This is a genomic window from Halorubrum salinum, from assembly GCF_024494575.1.
Classification (GTDB): Archaea; Halobacteriota; Halobacteria; order Halobacteriales; family Haloferacaceae; genus Halorubrum; species Halorubrum salinum.
Window position 1 is genome coordinate 353,217 of the sequence record NZ_JANHDO010000002.1, and the last position, 18,504, is coordinate 371,720.

Consider the following 18,504-nt stretch of genomic DNA (forward strand, 5'->3'; position numbering starts at 1 on the left):
GCTCGATCGTCACGGGTGCGGCTCGTAGAACTCCCGTAGCGCGCCACCGAACTCCCCGGCGAGCGTCGCGACGGCGTCGCCGACCAACACGTCGCGGTCGCCGAAGGCGCGGTCCACCTGCGCCCCGAGCGCGACGTCGGTGGCGGCGTCGCTTTCGAGGTAATCGCGAACGGTCGTGAACGCCCGTTCGCGCTCGACGACGTACCTGTTTCCGTCGATGAACGGCCCGTAGGTGTCCGGGTCGACGTCGTCGGCGTACGACTGATAGAAGCTCTCCGCGTGGTTTTTGACGGCAACGGGCGGCCCCTCGTGTCGCTCGACGGCGGGGCGCTCGGCCACCTCCAGTTCGGCGTATAGCGCGGCCCGCCGGATCGGACCGTTCCATCCGCCCTTGCCGCCTGCGTCCTCACTCCCGGACCCGTTCTCGGCGGTGTCGCGTGGCGCGGTTCCGTGGGGTACTGCATCAGTGCCGTCGCTCACCATCGCCTGTGCCCGAAGCACGTCGAACCCGTGGGCGTCGAGGCCGCGAACGATCCCGTCGAGGGACCGTCGGAGCTGCGGCCACAGCTGGTCGTCGACCAGATCGGGCGCGTCGAACGTCACCGCCACCGGCGTCGTCTCTCGTCGATGCACGTGGTCGCGGACGCCCGCCGCGTCGAGCGGGTCGGGCGGCTCCGTCTCGAACAGCTCCGCACGCGGCGCCGCGAGCAGGTCGCGGGCGTAGTGCTGGAGCCGCGCGAGGTTCGCCGCCGAGAGGACCGCGGCCACGTTCCGCGTCGGGTCGGTCGGGTCGACGACGACGAGGGGGTCGTCGAACGTCCGCTCGGCGTGGCTCTCCGGATCGAACTCCATCGGGGGGTGCCAGCTTCGGGCGGACTCGACGAGCGGAACGAACCCGCCGAGTTCCAACACGAGCAGCTCGGTGAGGTAACCGGAGAACCCCTCGGTGCGGAGGTCGCTACCGTACGCGCCGATACCCTTCAGAAACGCCTTCGCGAGCACCACGTCGTCGGCGAGGTCGTCGTCCAACCGGGCGGAGAGATACGCGTCGTGAAACGGCGTTCGATCGACCGCGGAGACCAACTCGCCGGCGCTTTCCACGTCGTGACACGGGACCAGATCGACGTCGAACCCCTCGTGGGACCCCTTCACGTAGGGGTGTTCGGCGTACTCCTCGTGTCCGTCCGGGAGCACCGCGTGGCCGACGGCGAGTCCGTACTCCTCCAACTGCTCGCGGTCGAGGTCGGCGGCGAACCGGACGAACAGATCGATGTCGCGGTCGCCGGAGACCCACGTCCCGCGAGCGGTCGACCCCACTTGCACCACGTCGGCGTCGACCGGGAGGTCGGCGATCGCCTCGCGGGCTCGCGCGGTGAGGTCGGCGGCGACCGCTCGAAGCCGTTCCCGCTCCTCCGGTTCGGGAATGACCCGATCGCGGACGCGAGCCAGCACCGCGTCGAGGTCGGTCGCCTCGGTGTCGCTCATGGATCGACATCTCGCGGTCCGGCCGAAAACGTGTCGGTCACGGTCGGAACGCGTTTCCGCAAAGCCGGAGCGGCACAGCCGCCAGTCGCCGTCCGCGTCTATTTCTCCGCCGGCGAAATCCGCCGTGTGTCAACTCGCCTCCCCCGAGTCGGGCGGAAACGAAAGCCCTATCAAAACAAGTCGAGTATCCAGAATTGAGCCGAAGTAGCTCAGTTGGTAGAGCGCCTCGCTGTTAACGAGGCGGTCCCAGGTTCGAGTCCTGGCTTCGGCGCCTCTCGCACTTTGATTTCTGAGCAGCCGCTGAGCACGTTGAGACGAGTGTGTCTTGGCCATCGATTGTTCCGATTCGGTACGCTAAAGAGTCGGTCTCGTTTACTCCGAAGTACGGGCCTTTAGCTTAGTCCGGTTAAAGCGACTCGCTCATAACGAGTTGATCGCCGGTTCGAATCCGGCAAGGCCCATCTTCTGTGGCGCTCAGTCGAGTGAGTCGTGGGTGCGACGGTGTCGGAGTGCGGTGGTGATCGGTGCTACTCCAGCAGATCCACCAGTTCGTTCACGTCGTCGACGACCGCGTCGGCTCCGTTTTCGGCGAACGTCTCCCGTCCGGACTCGCCTGTCAAGCCGCCGGTGAGCACTCCGATCCCGTAGTACACGCGGGTCTCGTCGTCGGCGTCGGCGTTGCGCGCGGTCCGCACGTCGTCGAGGGTGTCGCCCGCGAACGCGACCCGGTCGGCGTCGAACCGCTCTCCGAGCGCGACGAGCGCCCGTGGATGTGGCTTCCCCTCTTCCCAGTCGTCCATCGTGAACCGGTGTTCCTCGGGCACGTCGAGTCCGACGCGCGACAGGGCGATCTCGGCTTCGGCGGCGGGTCGCCCGGTTACCACGCCCACGTCGAACCGCGCGGTCAGGTCCGCTATCGTCTCCGGGTCGACGAGCGTCGGCTCGTCGTGGATGTACCCCGGTGCTGAAAGCGGCGGGTCGCCGCCCTCCAACTCCCGATATAGCTCCTCGCCGAGGTACAGCGCCTGAAACGTCTCTCGGAGCCGATCGCTGTCCAACCGGTCGGTGACTCGCGCCTCCTCGACTCCGGGGAGATCGCGCACGACGGCTCTCGCCGCGCCGAGCCCGCCGCCGCCCTCGGCAACCCGGTCGGTGAACGCTTCGACGCTCAGTTCGAGCCCCTCGCGGCGCGCCAGCACGTACAGGGCGGCCGCGTCCGTCAGCTCCCAGTCGTTGTTGAACCCGCCGGCGTTCTTGAACGACTGGACCGCGTCGCGGTCGATCGTCTCGGCGTACACCCGATCGACGGACTCGATGATCGCTCGGCGATACGAGTCCGCTACGTCGACCAACACCCCGTCGATGTCGAGGACCACTGCGTCGACCTGCATACCTCCGTAGCCGACGGCGGCGGGAAAGAACGTTCCGGGTTCGTGGTCGACGCGGTCGCTGTCGGCGCGGTCGCTATCGGCGCGGCCGCTATCGGCGCAGTCCGCATCGGCGCGGCCGCTATCGGCGATGCGTCCCGCCGTCGTCGTCTCTGTCCTCTCGCGCGACGTACAGCGTGGTCCCGCCTATCGACCGGCGACGGACTCCGACGGTCGGTTCCTCGAACCCGAGCGTCGTGAACAGGCAGGCGGCGTCGAGCCGCTCGGCGAGGGCGACGGTCGGCCGCTGAAGCTCGGCGGGGAGGTTACACGCGTACACCGCGTCGACGGGCTCCGAGAGCGGATCCGATCGCGGGATGGCAGAGTCCGATCGGTCGCTTCCATCGCTCTCGTCCGCGAGCGCGAGTACGTCCCCCTGCATGACGCGAAGCGTTCCGTCGCGGGGCTCGTCCGCGGCCGCGCGGACCCGGTCCCCGATCTCGATGTCGATCGCCACCACCTCGCGGCCGCGGTCGGCGAGCGCGATCGCGATCCCGGGACGGTCGCCGACGCCGATTTCGATCAGGCGGCCGTAGCGGGAGAGCGGCTCGACGAGCGCACGACGGGACGATGATACCACGGCGCGAGTTTTATGACCGCGGCGGTCAAAAGCAGTTCTATGCTCGTGGACATCGTTCCTGTCGGGGAGGTCACCCCCCGCGTGAAACGGGAGGCCTCCGCTGCGCTCCGATTGGTGTACGACTGTGACGTCACGGTCCACGACGACCAGCCGATCCCCGAGACCGCCTACGACGCGGGGCGCGACCAGTACCGCGCCGAGGATCTCATCGAGACCGTCGGTCGCGTCGGCGGCGGCGAAAAGAACATCGGAATCACGTCGCAGGATCTGTACTACCGCCGCCGGAACTACGTGTTCGGACTGGCGTACCTCAACGGCAGCGGCTCCGTCATCTCGACTCACCGGCTGCGCACCTCCTCCGACGGCGGCGTCTCGACCAAGCCCGCTATCGACGTGTTCGCCGACCGTGTCCGCAAGGAGGTCGTCCACGAGATCGGTCACACGCTCGGGTTAGAGCACTGCGACAACAGCAAGTGCGTGATGTCGTTTTCGCCCACGGTTCGCGAGGTCGACGTGAAAGAAGAGAACCTCTGTGGCACCTGTTCTCGGCTCGTTCGGTAGGCCCCGCTCCGAGCTGGACGCGTTCGTCTCCGCGCTTTTCCGACCCGTTCTATCTCCGATCCGCCGGTAGACGTAAACCCCGTCCTGCCCAATCGACGCGTATGGCCGCCAAGCCGGAATACCGCGACCGGCCGGACGTCGAGGTCGCGCTGCTCGACGCGCTCGTCGACCGCGGCGACGAGGGGATGACGGTGCTGGAGCTTCGCGCCGCCGTCGATGCCGACATCGACGCCGTCGAGGAGGCGCTCTCCTCGCTGAAAGCCGATTCGCTCATCACGGTCGAGAGCGCGGAACGGGTCCGCGTGTACCCGCACGACCGCGTCGTCCCCGACCCCGACGCGCCGGCCGCCGACGGCGACGTGTCGCTCGTCGACCAGCTCCGCGACCGACTCGGGCTGTAGGCAGCGTCGTTCGATCGCTTCCGTCGCGCCTCGGTCGGGTCTCTTCTCGTCCGATCCCGTCACTACCTCTCTCCCCCGAGACGGCGGCCTTTTGCCGCTCGCACGACTCCGATAGGGTATGACTCTCGTCTCCGGAACGCACGGTGCCCACGGCGCGACGTACCGCGACCGCGGCGGCCGGCAGGTGGTCGACCACTACGGGAAACCCGAGCGCGTCGGCGGGGCGGTCCGCAAGGTCGTCGGCGCGATCGAGATGGGGTACGGCGTGCTCGCCGTCGCCGGCGACGACCGCGTCGAGTTCGTCGACAACGCGGTCTCGAACCGAGTCCCCGCCGAAGACGGGCAGGGTGTGTACGCGCTCCTCCTCGACCCGCAGGGCGGCATCGAGACGGACATGTACGTGTACAACGCCGGCGAGCGGCTGCTCGTCTTCCTCCCGCCGGAGCGCGCCGACGCGGTCGCCGACGACTGGTCGGAGAAGGTGTTCATCCAGGACGTCGAGATAGCGGACGTCTCCGAAGAGTTCGGCGTGTTCGGGGTCCACGGTCCCAAATCCACCGAAAAGATCGCCTCCGTGCTCGGCGGCCCCGGCGCGCCAGAGGAACCCCTCTCTTTCGTCCGCGGGTCGATGGTCGACGCCGGCGTCACCGTGATCGCCACCGACTCGCCGCTCGGCGAGGAGGGGTACGAGGTGATCTGCGCGGCCGAGGACGCCGAGGACGTGTTCGACACCCTGCTCACCCGCGGCCTCAACGCCGCCCCGTTCGGCTACCGGACGTGGGACGCGCTCACCGCGGAGGCCGGGACTCCGCTCTTCGAGTACGAACTGGAGGGGACGGTGCCGAACGTGCTCGGTCTGCGGAACGCCCTCGACTTCGAGAAGGGATGTTACGTCGGACAGGAGGTCGTCTCTCGCGTCGAGAACCAGGGACGGCCGAGCCGTCGACTCGTCGGCCTCACGCTCGACGGACTCGCCGACGCGGTCGCCGAGGTCGACGGTGACGCCGACCCCGAAGGGTACGACGCGCTCCTGCCGACGCCCGGTGCGGCCGTGTTCGCCGGCGACGAGGCGGTCGGCGAGGTGACCCGCGCCGCGGTCGGCCCCGCCTCCGGCGACCCCATCGCGCTCGCGCTCGTCGGCTTCGACGCCGACCTCGACGGTGCCACCGTGCGCGTCGACGGCGACGAGGCCGCGGCGTCCCGCGTCGACCTCCCGTTCGTCGACGGGAGCGCGCGCTCCGCGCGGCTGCCGGCGTACCCGAGCGACGAGTAACGTCGCGGTCGCTTTGCGGTCGGCGCGTGCCTCCGAGCGCCCCTGGGCGCGAGGAGCACGCGCGAGGGAGTCGGTCGTCCGGAGCGAAGCGGAGGGCGACCGACGAGGCTGGGGAGGCGTGAGGTGCGGTCGGACGGGAGTTCGGCAGACCTCACTCGGAATCAAACAGAATACAGAGCTGTCTAGCCAACAGTCACCGATGCTCGTCGATCCACTCACACCACGCGTGGAAGTCGTCGGCTCCGCACTGGTCGGCAATCGACTGCAGCGTTCCGGTCGGGATTTCGTCTTCTGACGCCATAGGAACAGTCACAATTCGGACTTCGTCCGTGTCTGGTGATTCATACCGCATTTTCAGGTGACTACCTGAATCAAGGAGAGAGTCCCGCCGTTCACGGCGGGCGTGAATCCGACAACTGCCGAACAACCGCCGACGACACTCAGTCCGGGGTATCCAAGTTCTCCGCGGCGTGGAGCAACATCCCCTTCCACGTCAGCCCGTTGTGCCGCTTGATCGCCCGTAACCGCTCGTACTGTTCGTCATCCTCTATCTCGATTTGGACCGTCGTTGCCATGCCATCATTGGCTAACCATTGGTTTATCAATGTACCGCACGAACCAGTAGTTGATGAAGCGGACCAACACATTCGACGTGGTTCCTCAGTCTGACGAGGACGAGGAGTTGCTTCGACGCCTGTTGGACGCTTCTGCCGCTCTCTGGAACGAAATCAACTACGAGCGCCGCGAACACTACGCCGACCCCGACGCGGACGTGTGGGAAATCAGCGAGTATCGCGGCCGGTACGGCGAGACGCTCGGCGCGTCCACGGTTCAGCAAATCGAACGGAAGAACCGTGAAGCGTGGCGGTCGTTCTTCGCGCTCAAGAAGAAGGACGAAGCCAACGGCAAGCCCGGATACTGGGGCAACGCCGAGGACGGTCGCGAACTCCGAACGTACATCCGCAACACGTCGTACACCGTCGAGTGGGGCGAATACTCCCGACTCGAAATTCTCGTCGGAAAAGACCTGAAAGACGAGTACGGGTTGGGACACCGCGAACGTCTCCGGCTCGAAGTCCGGGGCGAACCCAATTGGAAAGAGTACGACAAGCAGGGACGGTTAGAGTTGTTCTGGGACGAGAACGCACAATCATTCAGGGCCTTTCAGCCAGTCACGATCGACAATTCTCGGCTGGCACACCCACTGGCGGACGAAACCGCCGCGCTGGATATTGGTGCGAACAACCTCGTCGCCTGTTCGACTTCGACCGGCACCCAACTGCTGTACGAGGGGCGCGACCTGTTCGAGCGGTTCCGCGAGACGACGCGAGAAATCGCCCGGCTTCAATCGCTCTTGGACGACGGCCGGTACAGCAGTCACCGGATACGCTCGCTGTACCGACGACGGACGCGCCGCCGCGACCACGCCCAAGACGCGCTTGCCCGCGACCTCATCGAACGGTTGCACGGCGAGGGCATCTCCACGGTGTACGTCGGCGCGTTGACGGACGTACTCGACACGCACTGGTCGGTCGAAGCGAACGCCAAGACACACAACTTCTGGGCGTTCCGGCAGTTCATCGACCGACTCGCGTGTACTGCCGAGGAGTACGGTATCTCGGTGGAGGTCCGCTCGGAAGCGTGGACCAGCCAAGAGTGTCCGCAGTGTGGGTCCACGGACCGGACGACGCGCCATCGCGACACGTTGACGTGTCCATGCGGCTTCGAGGGACACGCAGACCTCACCGCAAGCGAGACGTTCCTGAGACGGCAGACCGACGTAGCACGGCCGATGGCACGGCCTGTGCGCCTCAAGTGGAACGACCACGACTGGTCAGAGCTACCACGCTCTTGTTCCAACGAGGAGCGCACGAACCCGCAAGTTGCCTCCGTGGGTCGGTAAGCGATACCCCCAACGCGAGGAAACCCCGGCGTTCACGCCGGGGAGGATGTCATCGACACGACCGACACGCTTGTACCCGAAGCCGTGGAGGACAGACGCAATCTCGCGCCCGGAGAAGTTCGTCCGGACCATTTCACCGCATAAATTCGGGAATCTCCTTGTCACCGGGCTCCGTCTCTTCGAGGCCCCACTCTTCGAGGTCCGCATCAGTGACGGGCTCGCCGCCGCCTTCGTGAAGTTCGATCGCCTCAGCAAGCATCCGGAGAGCTTCGGCCTTCGTCTCGCCGAAAGAGGCGACACCGGTCTCGATGTCTCTTGCAGTGATCGAGCCGTCATCTTCGTGAATGAACTCGACGCCCTCCCCGTTGGGTGCGTCGCGTGTCGCACTCGCCATACCCTTCCTTCGCAGACCGCTCGAATAAGCGTTCTGTCGGATGCGGCAAAGGGAGTACAAGAGGTCGGGCGCACAAATCGACACCGCTCAGTAGGTGGGTTCCGTGATGGGTCGTTCGCTCGCCATTTCTGCAGTTGAAATAGCGTTACTAACTACCCAGTCGCAGCGTACGTCCGCCTACAGCACGAACTGCACCGCGGAGTACACGCCGAACCCCAGCGCGAGCGACCCGACGAGCGACGCGACCCACGCGAACACCGTGTACCCCATCTTCGCCCGGCTCACGCCGGCGTCGCCGGCCGCGTAGCCGGCACCGACGATCGCCGAGACGATGATCTCGTTGAACGAGACCGGGATGCCGAACGCGACGGCGGTCTGCGCGATCGCGAACGAGGGGATGAGCGCCGAGATCGACCGACGCGGCCCCATCGAGGCGTAGTCCTGCGCGAGCGCCTTGATCATCCGCGGCGCGCCGGTCCACGACCCCGCGAGCAGCCCGACGCCCCCGCCGACGAGGAGCGCCCACAGCGGCACGCCGACGTCGCTGAAGATCGGGACGAGCGGCCCGATCGCGAGCCCGACCTGTGACCCGCCCGCCGAAAAGGCCACCAGTCCCCCCATCGCGAGCAGGAAGCGGCGCTGTGCGCCCTCGCGGTCGCGCCCGAGGTCCGCGTACACCGCGAGGGCGACGAGCGCGGCCACGGCGAGCGTGACCGCCCCGATCCCGATCCGTGCGCCGACGCCGAGACCGGGACCGAGCGCCGAGGCGATCGACGCCTGTTCGCCCTCGGGACCGAGGACCGCGAAGCCGACGTTGGCGACGAGCGCGCCGACGACCCCCGCCAGCCCGGCGGTGAGCGGCCGTTCCGGGAGCGCGTCACCGATCAGGGTGCGGGCGACGCCGTACGCGACGCCGCCGCCGACGAACGGCGTGAGCACCCACAGCGTGAGTATCTCCGCGTACTTCGGCCACGCGGGATCGCCGCCCATCGCGAGCCCGACGCCGACGACCGCGCCCGTCACGGTGAACGCGGTCGCGATCGGATATCCCGCGAACACGCCGATCGCGACGAGGATCGCGGCGGTGACGAGCGCGACGATGGCCGCGCCGGCCGTGAGCGTGACGCCGCCGATCAGTTCCGTGCCGACCGCCTCGGTCACGTTCGCCCCCTGCAACACCGCGCCGAGCAGCCCGAGGACCCCGACGACGAGCCCCGCGCGCATCACCGAGATAGCGTTCGCGCCGACGGCGGGCGCGAATGGGGTCGATCCGGACGAGCCCGCGCCGATGGACCACGCCATGAAGAGGCTGGCGGCGGCGGCGACGCCGAGCGTGGCGACGGTGGCGACGACCATCTCAGTTCTGGCCGTCCTCGTACCCCTCTCGGAGTCCGGCCACGGTGCGTCGCACGAGGAGGAACCCGAAGAAGAGCAGTCCCAGCAGTCCGACGAGGATGATGACGAACAACGGTTCGACCGGTAGCATACCCTCGAATCCGTCGGCACGGGGTTAGGCGTTTCGGGCGACGCGAGCGGACCGACGTGGCTGGGGAGAGGAGAGACCGCCCCACGAAGCACGTGACTAAAACGTCGGTTTGTGCTTAAACCACGTATAAGCTACCGCCGGCCTAACTCGGAGATGCGACCCCCCGCTTCGGCCCTCCCCCCACCACACCCGAATCCGGTGGACACCCGGCGATCGACGCTCTCTGTTCCCCCGAACTCGCCGCCGATCCGAACCCTCGACGGTGCGCGTCACCGTCGATATCCTCCCCTGCCTGCCGGCGGGTTCCCCGTGTCCACGCGGATCCGGTCCGCCGAGGCGCTCGGCGAGCGCGACGCTCGCCGGGTTCCAGTGCAGGGGTCGCTCGTGTGCGACACCCGTACTGAATCGTAACCACTGTGTGTCCCGCCGCTGTGTTTCTGGCACTGCTGTCCAGACACGGGTTGTGATAGTAACAGCAATCGGCAAAAATGGCCAAAAATATAAACCAGCGACGCGCGAAACCCAAACGGTATGTCTTCCAAAGAAACCAGACGGCGGTTCCTCGAAGCGACAGGCGTAGCCGGCATCGCGGCGCTCGCCGGCTGTAGCGGGAACGGCGGCGACGGCTCTGACGGCTCCGACGGAAGCGACGGTGGCGACGGCTCGGACGGCTCCGACGGAATGGACGACGGGTCCGACGGGTCCGACGGCGGCGATTCGAGCACCCGCCTGAGCTGGCACGCCGGCGGGACGGGCGGCACGTACTACCCGCTCTCGAACGAGATCAAGACGATAGTTGAGGAGAACACTGACTTCTCGCTGAACGTCCAGTCAACGGGTGCGAGCGTCGAGAACGTCGGCAGCCTCGCCGACGGCTCCGCCGACTTCGCGCTGATCCAGAACGACGTCGCCTACTTCGCGAAGAACGGCACCGGTATCGAGGCGTTCCAGGACAACGCCATCGACAGCCTCCAGGGCGTCGCGACGCTGTACCCCGAGACCGATCACCCTCGTCACCCTGGCTGACTCCGGCATCGAGAGCCTAAGCGATCTCAGCGGCGCGACGATCAACACCGGCGACCTCGGTTCCGGGACGCAGGTCAACGCGAACCAGATCCTCGAGGCCGTCGGGATCACCGACTACAACGAGCAGAACGCCGGCTTCTCGCAGGCGTCCGAACAGCTCGCGAACGGCGACATCGACGCGGCGTTCGTCGTCGGCGGCTGGCCGGTCGGCGCTATCGAGGACCTCGCGAACACCAACGACATCAACATCGTCCCGATCGCGGGCGACAACCGCGAGGCCATCAAGGACGCTGCCTCGTGGTTCGCCGACGACACCATCCCCGGCGGCACCTACACCGGCGTCGACGAAGCCGTCGAGACCGTCGCGGTGCAGGCGATGATCGCCACGCACTCCGGCGTGGACGCCGACACCGTCGAGACGGTCACCGCGGCCATCTTCGACAACCTCGACGACCTGACGATCAAGACGGACTTCATCACCGTCGACAGCGCACAGGACGGGATGTCCATCGAACTCAACGAGGGCGCGGCGACGTACTTCGACGCCTGATCGGCACGGAGTTCGGCGCTCGATCACCGCTCGATCGAGGCCTGCACACCGCCCCCGGACCGCGTCTCGGTTCACGAGACGCGGCGCACTCGCATCGCGTTCGATGCCGCAGCATTCACTACCGTACCCCGAGTAGATACACGTGGTGACACGTCACACACTCCCACGAAATCGCCTCGCCCAAGCGCTGGCGGTGACAGCGATCGCGCTGCTCGTTGGGGCCGCCGGCGTCGCCGTCGCGGGAGCGACCGGACCGGTGCTCGTCGTCGAGGACATCGAGACGGGTGAACACTACATTACCCAACCCGTCGACGACGGGACCACGGTCGCGCTGGAGTACACCCACAGCGTCGAGAAGACGCCCGTGTACGACGAGTACCGCGTCGAGGGCGACACCCTCGTGAACACGCGCATGGAGTTCGAGTCGTACGGCTGGGGGCTCCCGTCGCGGGTGAACGTGACGAACGTCAACGGGACCTTCGTCTACGATCCGTCGGAGCCGATCACCACCCTCGAAGAGCTGTCGGTTTCGCCGGGCCGGATCGCGAACCACACCCTGATCGTCGCGGACCAACAGTATGACTTGGTTGCGGAGACGAACGCCACCGACGTTCGCATTCACATCGAGCATCGGACGCTGACGGACGTACTCATATGAGCACAAACGACACTCACTCCGACGGAGGCGAGGAGATTTCAAGAGAGGAGGCCGAGGAACTCATCGACGAGATCGAGCGCCGGCGGTCGCTACAGGGGCTCGCCGCGCTCGTCGTCGCCGTGATCGGCATCTCCTTTTCGCTCTTCCAGTTGGCGCTCGCGGCCCGCAGTTTCACGTTCTCGATCTCGGTCCCTCTCGTCGGGGCCGTGAACGTCTCCCTCCAACTGCTCCAAGCGAACGCGATCCACGTCGCCTTCGCGCTGGTGCTCACGTTCCTGATGTTTCCGGCCACGATGGGTGAGGGCGCGTTCTCGCGCCGCCTCGGCCGCGCCGCGGACGCCGTCACCGGCCGGCTCGGGCGATCGAATCCGGTCGCACGAATCGTCGAGGCGGTTCGCGGCGCGGTCCGCTGGGCGTTCGTCGATCCGAACCGCAGCCGGGTCACGCCCTTCGACGTGGCCTGTATGGCCGTCGCGGCCCTCTCAGCGTTCTACTTCCTGACGGAGTTCTCCGAGATCCAGAACATGCGCGTGTTCGGGATCGATTCGGGGCGACCGGTCACGGCCGTCTACCCCCTCCTGGAACCGATCCTCGGCGGAGTGCCGTTCGTCAGCGAGTACTCGTACGCGATGCTTCTCGGCGTCCTCGGCGTCCTCCTCGTGTTAGAGGCCACCCGCCGGACGCTCGGGCTCCCCCTCATGATCATCGTCGGCTCGTTCATCGTCTACGCCCGGTGGGGGTACCTGATCAGCACCGGGACGCCGTTCCTCGGCCTGCTCGCCATCCCGGAGCTGACGTGGCCCGACATCGTCCAGAACCTCTGGTACAACACGGAAAACGGCGTGTTCGGCATCCCGGTTACCGTCTCCGTCAGCTTCATTTACATCTTCATCCTGTTCGGCTCGTTCTTGGAGATGAGCGGCGCGGGCCAGTGGTTCATCGACTTGGCGTACGCCGCCACCGGCAAGCGAAAGGGCGGTCCCGCGAAGGCGAGCATCCTCGCGAGCGGCTTCATGGGGACGATCTCCGGTTCGTCCATCGCGAACACGGTCACCACGGGCGCGTTCACGATCCCGCTGATGAAGCGCTCGGGATACTCGCCGGAGTTCTCCGGTGCGGTCGAGTCGTCGGCCTCCTCGGGCGGCCAGATCCTCCCGCCGGTGATGGGGGCCGCGGCCTTTTTGATGGTCCAGTACACCGCCACGCCGTTCCGCGAGATCATCATCCTGGCGACGATCCCGGCGATCGTCTTCTTCTTCGGCGTCTGGGTGATGGTTCACCTCAAGGCCGTACAGGAGGGGATCGGCGGGATTGAGGACCCGGACGCCGCGACGCTCGGCGAACACCTCACACGCGGGTGGTTCTACCTCGTTCCGATCGTCCTGCTGCTCTACTACCTCATCGGCGCGCGGCTCTCGGTCTCGCGGTCCGCGTGGTTCACGCTCGTCGCCCTGGTGGCGCTCATCTCGTTCATCGCGGCGTACAGCGACGAGACGCGCGCGTTCCTCCTCGGGGCGACCGCGGTCGTCTTCGGAGCCGAGGTGGCGAGCTACGTCGTGGCCGGCGTTCCGATCACCGGGCTCGTCGGAGGTACCGCGGGCACCGGCGTCGGCGTCGCGGAGGCGGTCTCGATCGTCGGTCCCCGGATCGGCTGGTACGCCATGCTCGCCAGCGTCGTGACGATGCTCGTGTACGCGGACGTGCAGTCTGCGATCCTCGATCTCAATCCCACGGTGCAGGACGCGGCCGAGTCGGCCGGCTCGACCGCCGGCCGCGACCTCGGCGACAACCAGCTGTTCCGGGTCGGGACGTTCGTGGTAAAATCGATGGAGGAGGGCGCGCGCACGGCGGTCCCCGTCGTCATCGCCGTCGCCGCCGCCGGGATCATCCCCGGCGTCATCAGCGTCTCCGGGCTCGGGCCGAACCTCACCTCCCTGCTCCTCGCCCTCTCGGGCGGCTCGATCGTCGTCATGCTGCTCGTGACGGCCGTCGCGAGCATCATTCTCGGCATGGGAATGCCGACGACGGTGACGTACATCATCCTGATATCGATGCTCGCGACCCCGCTCGTCGAGTTCGGAATCCCGCTTCTGGCGGCGCACCTGTTCATCCTCTACTTCGGCGTCATCGCCGACATCACGCCCCCGGTCGCCGTCGCCGCCTACGCCGCGAGCGGCGTCGCGAAGTCCGACCCGTTCGAGACGGGCGTGAAGGCGTTCTCGCTCTCTCTCAACAAGGCGATCGTCCCCTTCGCGTTCGTGCTCGCCCCGGGGATCGTCCTGCTCCGCCGGAAGGAGAACGCCGCCGAACTCGGCATCCGTGAGCAGTACCGCGTGGTCAACTTCGCCGACCTCGCCGAACTGTCCTACTCCGTCCCGGAGATCCTGATCCCGGTCGCCGGCGTCTTCCTCGGTGTCATCGCGCTCGGCGCGACGGTCATCGGGACGCTATACACCGACGTCAACCGCGCCGAGCGCGTCGCCTTCGCGCTCAGTTCGCTGCTGCTCATGGCCCCGGGACTCCTCTCCGCGTCCGTGTTCGACCTCCTCGGTCTGGCCGGCGTGACGGTGTCCGTGAACGCGCTCCTGCTCGACCTGACGCTGCGCGGCGTCGGTCTCGTCCTGTTCGCCGCGTTCGCCGTGAAGAACCGTCGCGAGAGCGGTCCCCGGACGGAGCAGTCGCCGGCCGAGACGGCGGCCTGACCGCTCTGCGACCGGTTTTCAGGGAACCCAACTCAGAGCGTGAACCGCTCGAACGTCTCGTCGTCGGGCGTGACGAGTCGTCCCGCGAGGCGCGCGTCTCCGTCCGCCTCTTCGACAGGCTCCAGCTCCGCGTGTGCCGGACGGTTCCCCCGCGGCTGGGCGTGACTCCCCGGGTTCAAGAGCGGGAGGCCGCCCGAGTCGTCGAACCGCGGGCGGTGGCTGTGGCCGCAGATCACGGCGTCGGCGTCGCGGCCGCGGCCGAGCATGACGAGGCCGGTGTCGCCGCTGCGGTGGCGGTGGGTGACCGCGAAGCGGACGCCGGCGTACTCGACCGTCCGGACTTCGGGGAGCCGCTCGCGGATCCCCGCGTCGTCGTTGTTGCCGTACACGCCGCGAAGCGTCCCCGCGGCCGACTCGAACGCGTCGAGGACGGACTCGCGGTAGAAGTCGCCGACGTGGATCACCACTTCGGCCTCGCGAACCGCCGCAAGCGTCCGGCCGCGGAGCTTCGACTCCTCGCGTGCGTGCGTGTCGGAGACGACGACGAGCATACCAGTCGTCGTCGCGCGCCGGATATAAAACGCGTCCCCGAGGGCGCGGCTCGCGGGGAGCACGCGTCGCACGCGTCACGCTTTTTCAGGTCGGCCGCCTACCCGTTCCCGTGACAGACGACAGCGACGCACCCGACGCTCACGACGACCCCGTCACGCGCGGCGGCCGCCTCGACGCCGACGTTCGACGCGCGGCCGCGGCGGCGGCCGACGGCGACCTCGTGGTCTACCCGACGGAGACCGTGTACGGACTCGGCGGCGACGCGCTCGACCCCGACGCGGTCGGGAGGGTGTTCGAACTCAAGCGCCGCGACCGGGGGAACCCCCTCTCGCTCGGCGTCGCGAGCGTCGACGCCGCGCTGCGGTACACCCGGCCGACGGAGCTCGCCGTCGACTTCGCCCGCGCGTTCCTCCCGGGGCCGGTGACGGTCGTCGTCGAGCGCGACGACGCGGTCCCGGACGCGCTCACAGCCGGCCGCGACCGCGTCGGGATCCGGGTGCCGGACCATCCGGTCGCCCGCGACCTCCTCGATTCCGCCGGTCCGCTCACCGCGACGAGCGCCAACGTCTCCGGGGCCGGCAGCGTCACGCGCCCCGCCGACCTCGACGACCGAATTCGCGAGGGCGTCGCCGCGGTCGTCGACGACGGCGAGACGCCCGGCACGGAGAGCACCGTGGTCGACCCGGACGCGGGGAGGATCCACCGCCGCGGCGCGATGGCCGGCGCTATCGAGGCGTGGCTCGACGACCCGCCGGTAGAAGAGTAGTCTGGCTACGCGGCTTAGACCGCGAGTTCGCCCTTCTCACTCAGGACGTCGACGTCGGCCGCGTCGACGGAGTCGACGTCGAGCCAGTGGGGGACGTACTCCCGTTTGTCGTAGGCCTCGCGCTCGTCTTCGGTGCCGACGGTACACCAGAGCTGGGGCTCGTCCGGGCCGTGCCAGCCGCCCTGCACGTTGATGCCGAAGCAGACCAGTTCCTCCCCGTCGTACTCGATCACCGCGTCCCGCCGGATGCCGGGGTCGCCGCGAATGATGAGGTGTTGCATGCCCCGACGTTGGCAGGTTCCGGGCTTAATCGCTTCGGTACGGCGGATCGGTGGACGACCGCGAGGGCCGCCTCCGTCTGCCGCGCTCACCCGGAGTAGTAGTACTCGCCGTCGCGCTTCTGCTTGCTGTCGAGTTGCGACCCCGGCTTGTTGATCCGGGGGCGACCCGTCCGCTCGTCGCGACGGAACGTGATGTCCAGGTCCGCGAGGAACTCGTTCATCCCGTCGCGCATCTCTTGGGGCGGCGACGCCCGGCCGCGTTCGGCCGGCTCGCCGTCGAACACCATCAGCCGGTCGGCCAGCAGATCGATCATGTAGATGTCGTGGTCGATCACCATCACCGTCGCGTCGTGGTTCTCGGCGTACCGGCGGATCGCGGTCGTCGCCCGTACGCGCTGTTCGACGTCGAGGTGCGCGGAAGGCTCGTCGAGCAGGTAGAGGTCGGCGTCGTCGGAGAGACACGCCGCGATGGCGACGCGCTGACGCTCGCCGCCAGACAGGTCCGCGAGGTTCTGTTCCATCACGCGGTCGAGCTGGAGCGGCTGGGCGATCTCCGTGTTCCAGTACGACGAGCCGAACTGGTCCGTGATCGAGGAGAGGAACGCGTCGACGCGCATCGGCTGGTCGATGTCGATATACTGCGGCTTGTACGAGATGTCGAGCGCGAAATCGAGCGTGCCCGAGTCGGGCTCCAGATCGCCCGTGAACAGCTTCGCGAGCGTCGACTTTCCGATCCCGTTCGGGCCGACGACGCCGAGCACTTCCGACCGGTTGATCTCGCCGCCCTCGACGTGGAGTTCGAACTCGCCGTCGCCGTAGGACTTCGACAGGTCCGGGTACTCCACCAGCGTCTGGCTGCGCGAGGCGACGCGCGGCGCGTGCTCCTCGAAGGTGATAGCGGAGGGGCGGATCCGCATGTTCTCGTTGTCGAGATACCCTTTCAGGTACTCGTTTATCCCGTTTCGGACCGACTTGGGGTCGGTGACGACACCGTACGCACCGGGCTCACCGTACGCGACGTGGAGGGTGTCGGCGAGCAGATCCAAGATGGCCAGGTCGTGTTCGACCACGAGCATCGAGCGCTCGGCCGCGTCGTCGTCCGCGAGCTCGCGGATGAGCCGAGCGACGATCATCCGCTGACCGATGTCTAAGTAGGGCGTGATCTCGTCGAGGAAGTAGAAGTCGGCGTCACGCGCGAGACACGCCGCGATCGCGACGCGCTGGAGTTCGCCGCCGGAGATGGAGTCGATGTCTTGGTCCATCACCGGCCGGATGTTCAGCCGGTCGACGAGGTCGTCGAGCGCGCCGCGCTCGTCGGTGCGCTCCAACAGCTCGCGGGTGTTCCCGTCGAACTGGTTCGGTATCTGGTCGACGTACTGCGGCTTGCGAGCGACAGTGATGTCGCCCGCCTTCAGCGATTCCAGGTAGTTCTGGAGACCGGTGCCGCGGAACCGATCGAGCACGCGGTCCCAGCTGCCCTCGGACTCGTGGTCCCCGAGGTTCGGAACCGTCTCGCCGGCGAGCGCGTGGACCGCAGTCGACTTTCCGATCCCGTTCGGTCCCAAAATCCCGGTGACGGTGCCGGGCTCGGGCGTCGGCAGTCCGTACAGCGAGAAGGCGTTGTCGCCGTAGCGGTGGACCGGGTCCTCGTCGAGTTCCGAGGGAAGGTTGATGATCTCGATCGCGTCGAACGGGCACTTCTCGACGCAGATGCCACAGGTCTCGCCGAGGCAGATCTCCTCGGAGATGTGGATCTGGTCCGGGTCGCCCTCGGCCGCGTCCTCGCCCCGCTCGGTGATGCACTCTTTGCCCGTGCGATTCGGCGGGCAGTAGTTCGCACACTCGTAGTTACACCGATCGGGTTGGCACCGATCGAGGTCGACGACGGCGATGCTGTCGTCGGCCATCTCAGGCCACCAGCTCGACGCCGGAAACGGCGAGGACCGAGTAGCTGATGAACCACAGCGTGAACGTCAGAAACGCCACGTAGAGGTTGTCCTTCGCGCCGAAGTCGCTCACGCCGATGACCTTGTACACGGGGTACTGGACGAGCACGAACGCGGCGAGAATCAACACCATGGTGGTGCTCCCGGCGTCGACCGGATCCGTCCCGACGTAGGCCGCCGAGACGACGCCGGCGGCGATCCCCGCGAGCGCGCAGATCGTCGTGACGACCACGCCCCGGGCGTGGCCCGTTATCTCCGAGTCGTCGCTCATACCACCGGATCCGCGAGCACCCGTGAAAAGCCGTTCGTTCCGGCCGGCAGCCGTACCCCGGTGTACGTACGCGCGTCGGCGGACCGGGCGGTGCGCGCGAGTACGAGGGCTGACCACGTAGTCAGTACCGCCCGAATATATCGGCAATTATATCTGGTATATCCCGGTGTCGTCGGACCGCACGGCCGTGAGTCGGTACGGTGACAGCCGAGCTACTGGGCGTGCCATCAACATTTATCACG

Annotated in this window: 17 protein-coding genes, 2 tRNA genes and 3 pseudogenes; 10 read left to right on the plus strand and 12 right to left on the minus strand. The window is 67.3% G+C overall.

The window, feature by feature from the left end; translation table 11 throughout:
* Window positions 1–9: 9 nt before the first annotated feature.
* Entirely contained in the window at window positions 10–1,485 is a 1,476-nt protein-coding gene (cca, locus tag NO930_RS07465) for a CCA tRNA nucleotidyltransferase (protein ID WP_256402997.1), read from the minus strand.
* Between the two features lie 198 nt (window positions 1,486–1,683).
* On the opposite strand from cca, the gene NO930_RS07470 reads away from it, so the two are divergent.
* Both NO930_RS07470 and NO930_RS07475 read left to right on the plus strand, forming a co-directional pair.
* Window positions 1,684–1,756: transfer RNA gene (locus NO930_RS07470), tRNA-Asn, on the plus strand.
* 115 nt (window positions 1,757–1,871) lie between these two features.
* Window positions 1,872–1,946, plus strand: a tRNA-Ile gene (locus NO930_RS07475).
* A gap of 66 nt (window positions 1,947–2,012) precedes the next feature.
* Here NO930_RS07475 and NO930_RS07480 read toward each other — a convergent pair.
* The gene (locus NO930_RS07480) at window positions 2,013–2,876 is read right to left on the minus strand and encodes a TIGR01548 family HAD-type hydrolase (protein ID WP_256402998.1); all 864 of its coding nucleotides are present in this window, start codon (window positions 2,874–2,876) and stop codon (window positions 2,013–2,015) included.
* 118 nt (window positions 2,877–2,994) lie between these two features.
* Window positions 2,995–3,492 carry a UPF0146 family protein gene (locus NO930_RS07485; protein ID WP_256402999.1) on the minus strand — a complete coding sequence of 166 codons (498 nt, stop codon included), beginning with the start codon at window positions 3,490–3,492 and terminating at the stop codon, window positions 2,995–2,997.
* Window positions 3,493–3,531: 39 nt separating this feature from the next.
* Here NO930_RS07485 and NO930_RS07490 point away from each other — a divergent pair, with 39 nt between their 5' ends.
* The 3 genes from NO930_RS07490 (at window position 3,532) to ygfZ (ending at window position 5,727) form a co-directional block, all read left to right on the plus strand.
* Window positions 3,532–4,053, plus strand: a complete 522-nt coding sequence (locus NO930_RS07490; protein WP_137783692.1) for an archaemetzincin family Zn-dependent metalloprotease — start codon at window positions 3,532–3,534, stop codon at window positions 4,051–4,053.
* A gap of 101 nt (window positions 4,054–4,154) precedes the next feature.
* Complete coding sequence (locus NO930_RS07495; protein ID WP_137783691.1) at window positions 4,155–4,454, plus strand: DUF6432 family protein; 300 nt, start codon at window positions 4,155–4,157, stop codon at window positions 4,452–4,454.
* A gap of 118 nt (window positions 4,455–4,572) precedes the next feature.
* A complete protein-coding gene (gene ygfZ, locus NO930_RS07500) occupies window positions 4,573–5,727 on the plus strand; it encodes a CAF17-like 4Fe-4S cluster assembly/insertion protein YgfZ (RefSeq protein ID WP_256403000.1) in 1,155 nt (384 codons plus the stop codon).
* Window positions 5,728–5,920: 193 nt separating this feature from the next.
* On the opposite strand, the pseudogene NO930_RS07505 reads toward ygfZ, so the two are convergent.
* Window positions 5,921–6,094 (minus strand): annotated as a pseudogene (locus NO930_RS07505) (type II toxin-antitoxin system HicA family toxin); the annotation flags it as partial.
* Between the two features lie 73 nt (window positions 6,095–6,167).
* A complete protein-coding gene (locus NO930_RS07510) occupies window positions 6,168–6,302 on the minus strand; it encodes a hypothetical protein (protein WP_007276028.1) in 135 nt (44 codons plus the stop codon).
* A gap of 53 nt (window positions 6,303–6,355) precedes the next feature.
* On the opposite strand from NO930_RS07510, the gene NO930_RS07515 reads away from it, so the two are divergent.
* Window positions 6,356–7,630: an RNA-guided endonuclease InsQ/TnpB family protein gene (locus tag NO930_RS07515; RefSeq protein WP_256403002.1), complete on the plus strand. Its 1,275-nt coding sequence runs from the start codon at window positions 6,356–6,358 to the stop codon at window positions 7,628–7,630.
* Window positions 7,631–7,763: 133 nt separating this feature from the next.
* Here the strand turns inward: NO930_RS07515 and NO930_RS07520 are convergent, their stop codons facing one another.
* The 3 genes and pseudogenes from NO930_RS07520 to NO930_RS07530 form a co-directional block, all read right to left on the minus strand.
* Window positions 7,764–8,024, minus strand: a complete 261-nt coding sequence (locus NO930_RS07520; protein WP_256403003.1) for a type II toxin-antitoxin system HicB family antitoxin — start codon at window positions 8,022–8,024, stop codon at window positions 7,764–7,766.
* Between the two features lie 177 nt (window positions 8,025–8,201).
* Window positions 8,202–9,380, minus strand: a complete 1,179-nt coding sequence (locus NO930_RS07525) for an inorganic phosphate transporter (RefSeq protein ID WP_256403004.1) — start codon at window positions 9,378–9,380, stop codon at window positions 8,202–8,204.
* Window position 9,381: 1 nt separating this feature from the next.
* Window positions 9,382–9,525, minus strand: a pseudogene (locus tag NO930_RS07530) (DUF7859 family protein); the annotation flags it as partial.
* Between the two features lie 516 nt (window positions 9,526–10,041).
* Here NO930_RS07530 and NO930_RS07535 point away from each other — a divergent pair.
* The 3 genes and pseudogenes from NO930_RS07535 to NO930_RS07545 all read left to right on the plus strand — a co-directional run bounded on the left by NO930_RS07535 (window position 10,042) and on the right by NO930_RS07545 (window position 14,446).
* A pseudogene (locus tag NO930_RS07535) lies at window positions 10,042–11,086 on the plus strand (TAXI family TRAP transporter solute-binding subunit).
* Between the two features lie 145 nt (window positions 11,087–11,231).
* A complete protein-coding gene (locus tag NO930_RS07540; RefSeq protein ID WP_394348292.1) occupies window positions 11,232–11,744 on the plus strand; it encodes a DUF1850 domain-containing protein in 513 nt (170 codons plus the stop codon).
* Window positions 11,741–14,446 carry a TRAP transporter permease gene (locus tag NO930_RS07545; protein WP_256403006.1) on the plus strand — a complete coding sequence of 902 codons (2,706 nt, stop codon included), beginning with the start codon at window positions 11,741–11,743 and terminating at the stop codon, window positions 14,444–14,446. Before NO930_RS07540 ends, NO930_RS07545 begins: the two co-directional genes overlap by 4 nt.
* A 32-nt stretch (window positions 14,447–14,478) precedes the next feature.
* Here NO930_RS07545 and NO930_RS07550 read toward each other — a convergent pair whose 3' ends face one another.
* Complete coding sequence (locus tag NO930_RS07550; protein WP_137783858.1) at window positions 14,479–14,997, minus strand: metallophosphoesterase; 519 nt, start codon at window positions 14,995–14,997, stop codon at window positions 14,479–14,481.
* Window positions 14,998–15,107: 110 nt separating this feature from the next.
* Here NO930_RS07550 and NO930_RS07555 point away from each other — a divergent pair, with 110 nt between their 5' ends.
* Entirely contained in the window at window positions 15,108–15,764 is a 657-nt protein-coding gene (locus NO930_RS07555) for an L-threonylcarbamoyladenylate synthase (protein WP_256403007.1), read from the plus strand.
* Between the two features lie 14 nt (window positions 15,765–15,778).
* On the opposite strand, the gene NO930_RS07560 is transcribed toward NO930_RS07555, so the two are convergent.
* From NO930_RS07560 to NO930_RS07570, 3 genes are all read right to left on the minus strand, one after another.
* Window positions 15,779–16,045 (minus strand): HAH_0734 family protein, encoded by a 267-nt coding sequence (locus tag NO930_RS07560; RefSeq protein ID WP_137784530.1) that lies wholly within the window; start codon window positions 16,043–16,045, stop codon window positions 15,779–15,781.
* Window positions 16,046–16,131: 86 nt separating this feature from the next.
* On the minus strand, window positions 16,132–17,952 hold the full coding sequence (locus tag NO930_RS07565; RefSeq protein ID WP_256403008.1) for a ribosome biogenesis/translation initiation ATPase RLI: 1,821 nt from the start codon (window positions 17,950–17,952) through the stop codon (window positions 16,132–16,134).
* Between the two features lies 1 nt (window position 17,953).
* On the minus strand, window positions 17,954–18,262 hold the full coding sequence (locus NO930_RS07570) for an EMC6-like membrane protein (protein ID WP_137783191.1): 309 nt from the start codon (window positions 18,260–18,262) through the stop codon (window positions 17,954–17,956).
* Window positions 18,263–18,504: the final 242 nt, after the last annotated feature.

Coding starts and splice junctions, on each gene's coding strand:
- NO930_RS07525 (WP_256403004.1), bottom strand. CDS start 9,380: ATGGTCGTCGCCACCGTCGCCACGCTCGGCGTCGCCGCCGCCGCCAGC.
- NO930_RS07565 (WP_256403008.1), bottom strand. CDS start 17,952: ATGGCCGACGACAGCATCGCCGTCGTCGACCTCGATCGGTGCCAACCC.
- NO930_RS07545 (WP_256403006.1), top strand. CDS start 11,741: ATGAGCACAAACGACACTCACTCCGACGGAGGCGAGGAGATTTCAAGA.
- NO930_RS07515 (WP_256403002.1), top strand. CDS start 6,356: ATGAAGCGGACCAACACATTCGACGTGGTTCCTCAGTCTGACGAGGAC.
- ygfZ (WP_256403000.1), top strand. CDS start 4,573: ATGACTCTCGTCTCCGGAACGCACGGTGCCCACGGCGCGACGTACCGC.
- NO930_RS07490 (WP_137783692.1), top strand. CDS start 3,532: ATGCTCGTGGACATCGTTCCTGTCGGGGAGGTCACCCCCCGCGTGAAA.
- NO930_RS07550 (WP_137783858.1), bottom strand. CDS start 14,997: ATGCTCGTCGTCGTCTCCGACACGCACGCACGCGAGGAGTCGAAGCTC.
- NO930_RS07480 (WP_256402998.1), bottom strand. CDS start 2,876: ATGCAGGTCGACGCAGTGGTCCTCGACATCGACGGGGTGTTGGTCGAC.
- NO930_RS07560 (WP_137784530.1), bottom strand. CDS start 16,045: ATGCAACACCTCATCATTCGCGGCGACCCCGGCATCCGGCGGGACGCG.
- cca (WP_256402997.1), bottom strand. CDS start 1,485: ATGAGCGACACCGAGGCGACCGACCTCGACGCGGTGCTGGCTCGCGTC.
- NO930_RS07570 (WP_137783191.1), bottom strand. CDS start 18,262: ATGAGCGACGACTCGGAGATAACGGGCCACGCCCGGGGCGTGGTCGTC.
- NO930_RS07520 (WP_256403003.1), bottom strand. CDS start 8,024: ATGGCGAGTGCGACACGCGACGCACCCAACGGGGAGGGCGTCGAGTTC.
- NO930_RS07495 (WP_137783691.1), top strand. CDS start 4,155: ATGGCCGCCAAGCCGGAATACCGCGACCGGCCGGACGTCGAGGTCGCG.
- NO930_RS07510 (WP_007276028.1), bottom strand. CDS start 6,302: ATGGCAACGACGGTCCAAATCGAGATAGAGGATGACGAACAGTACGAG.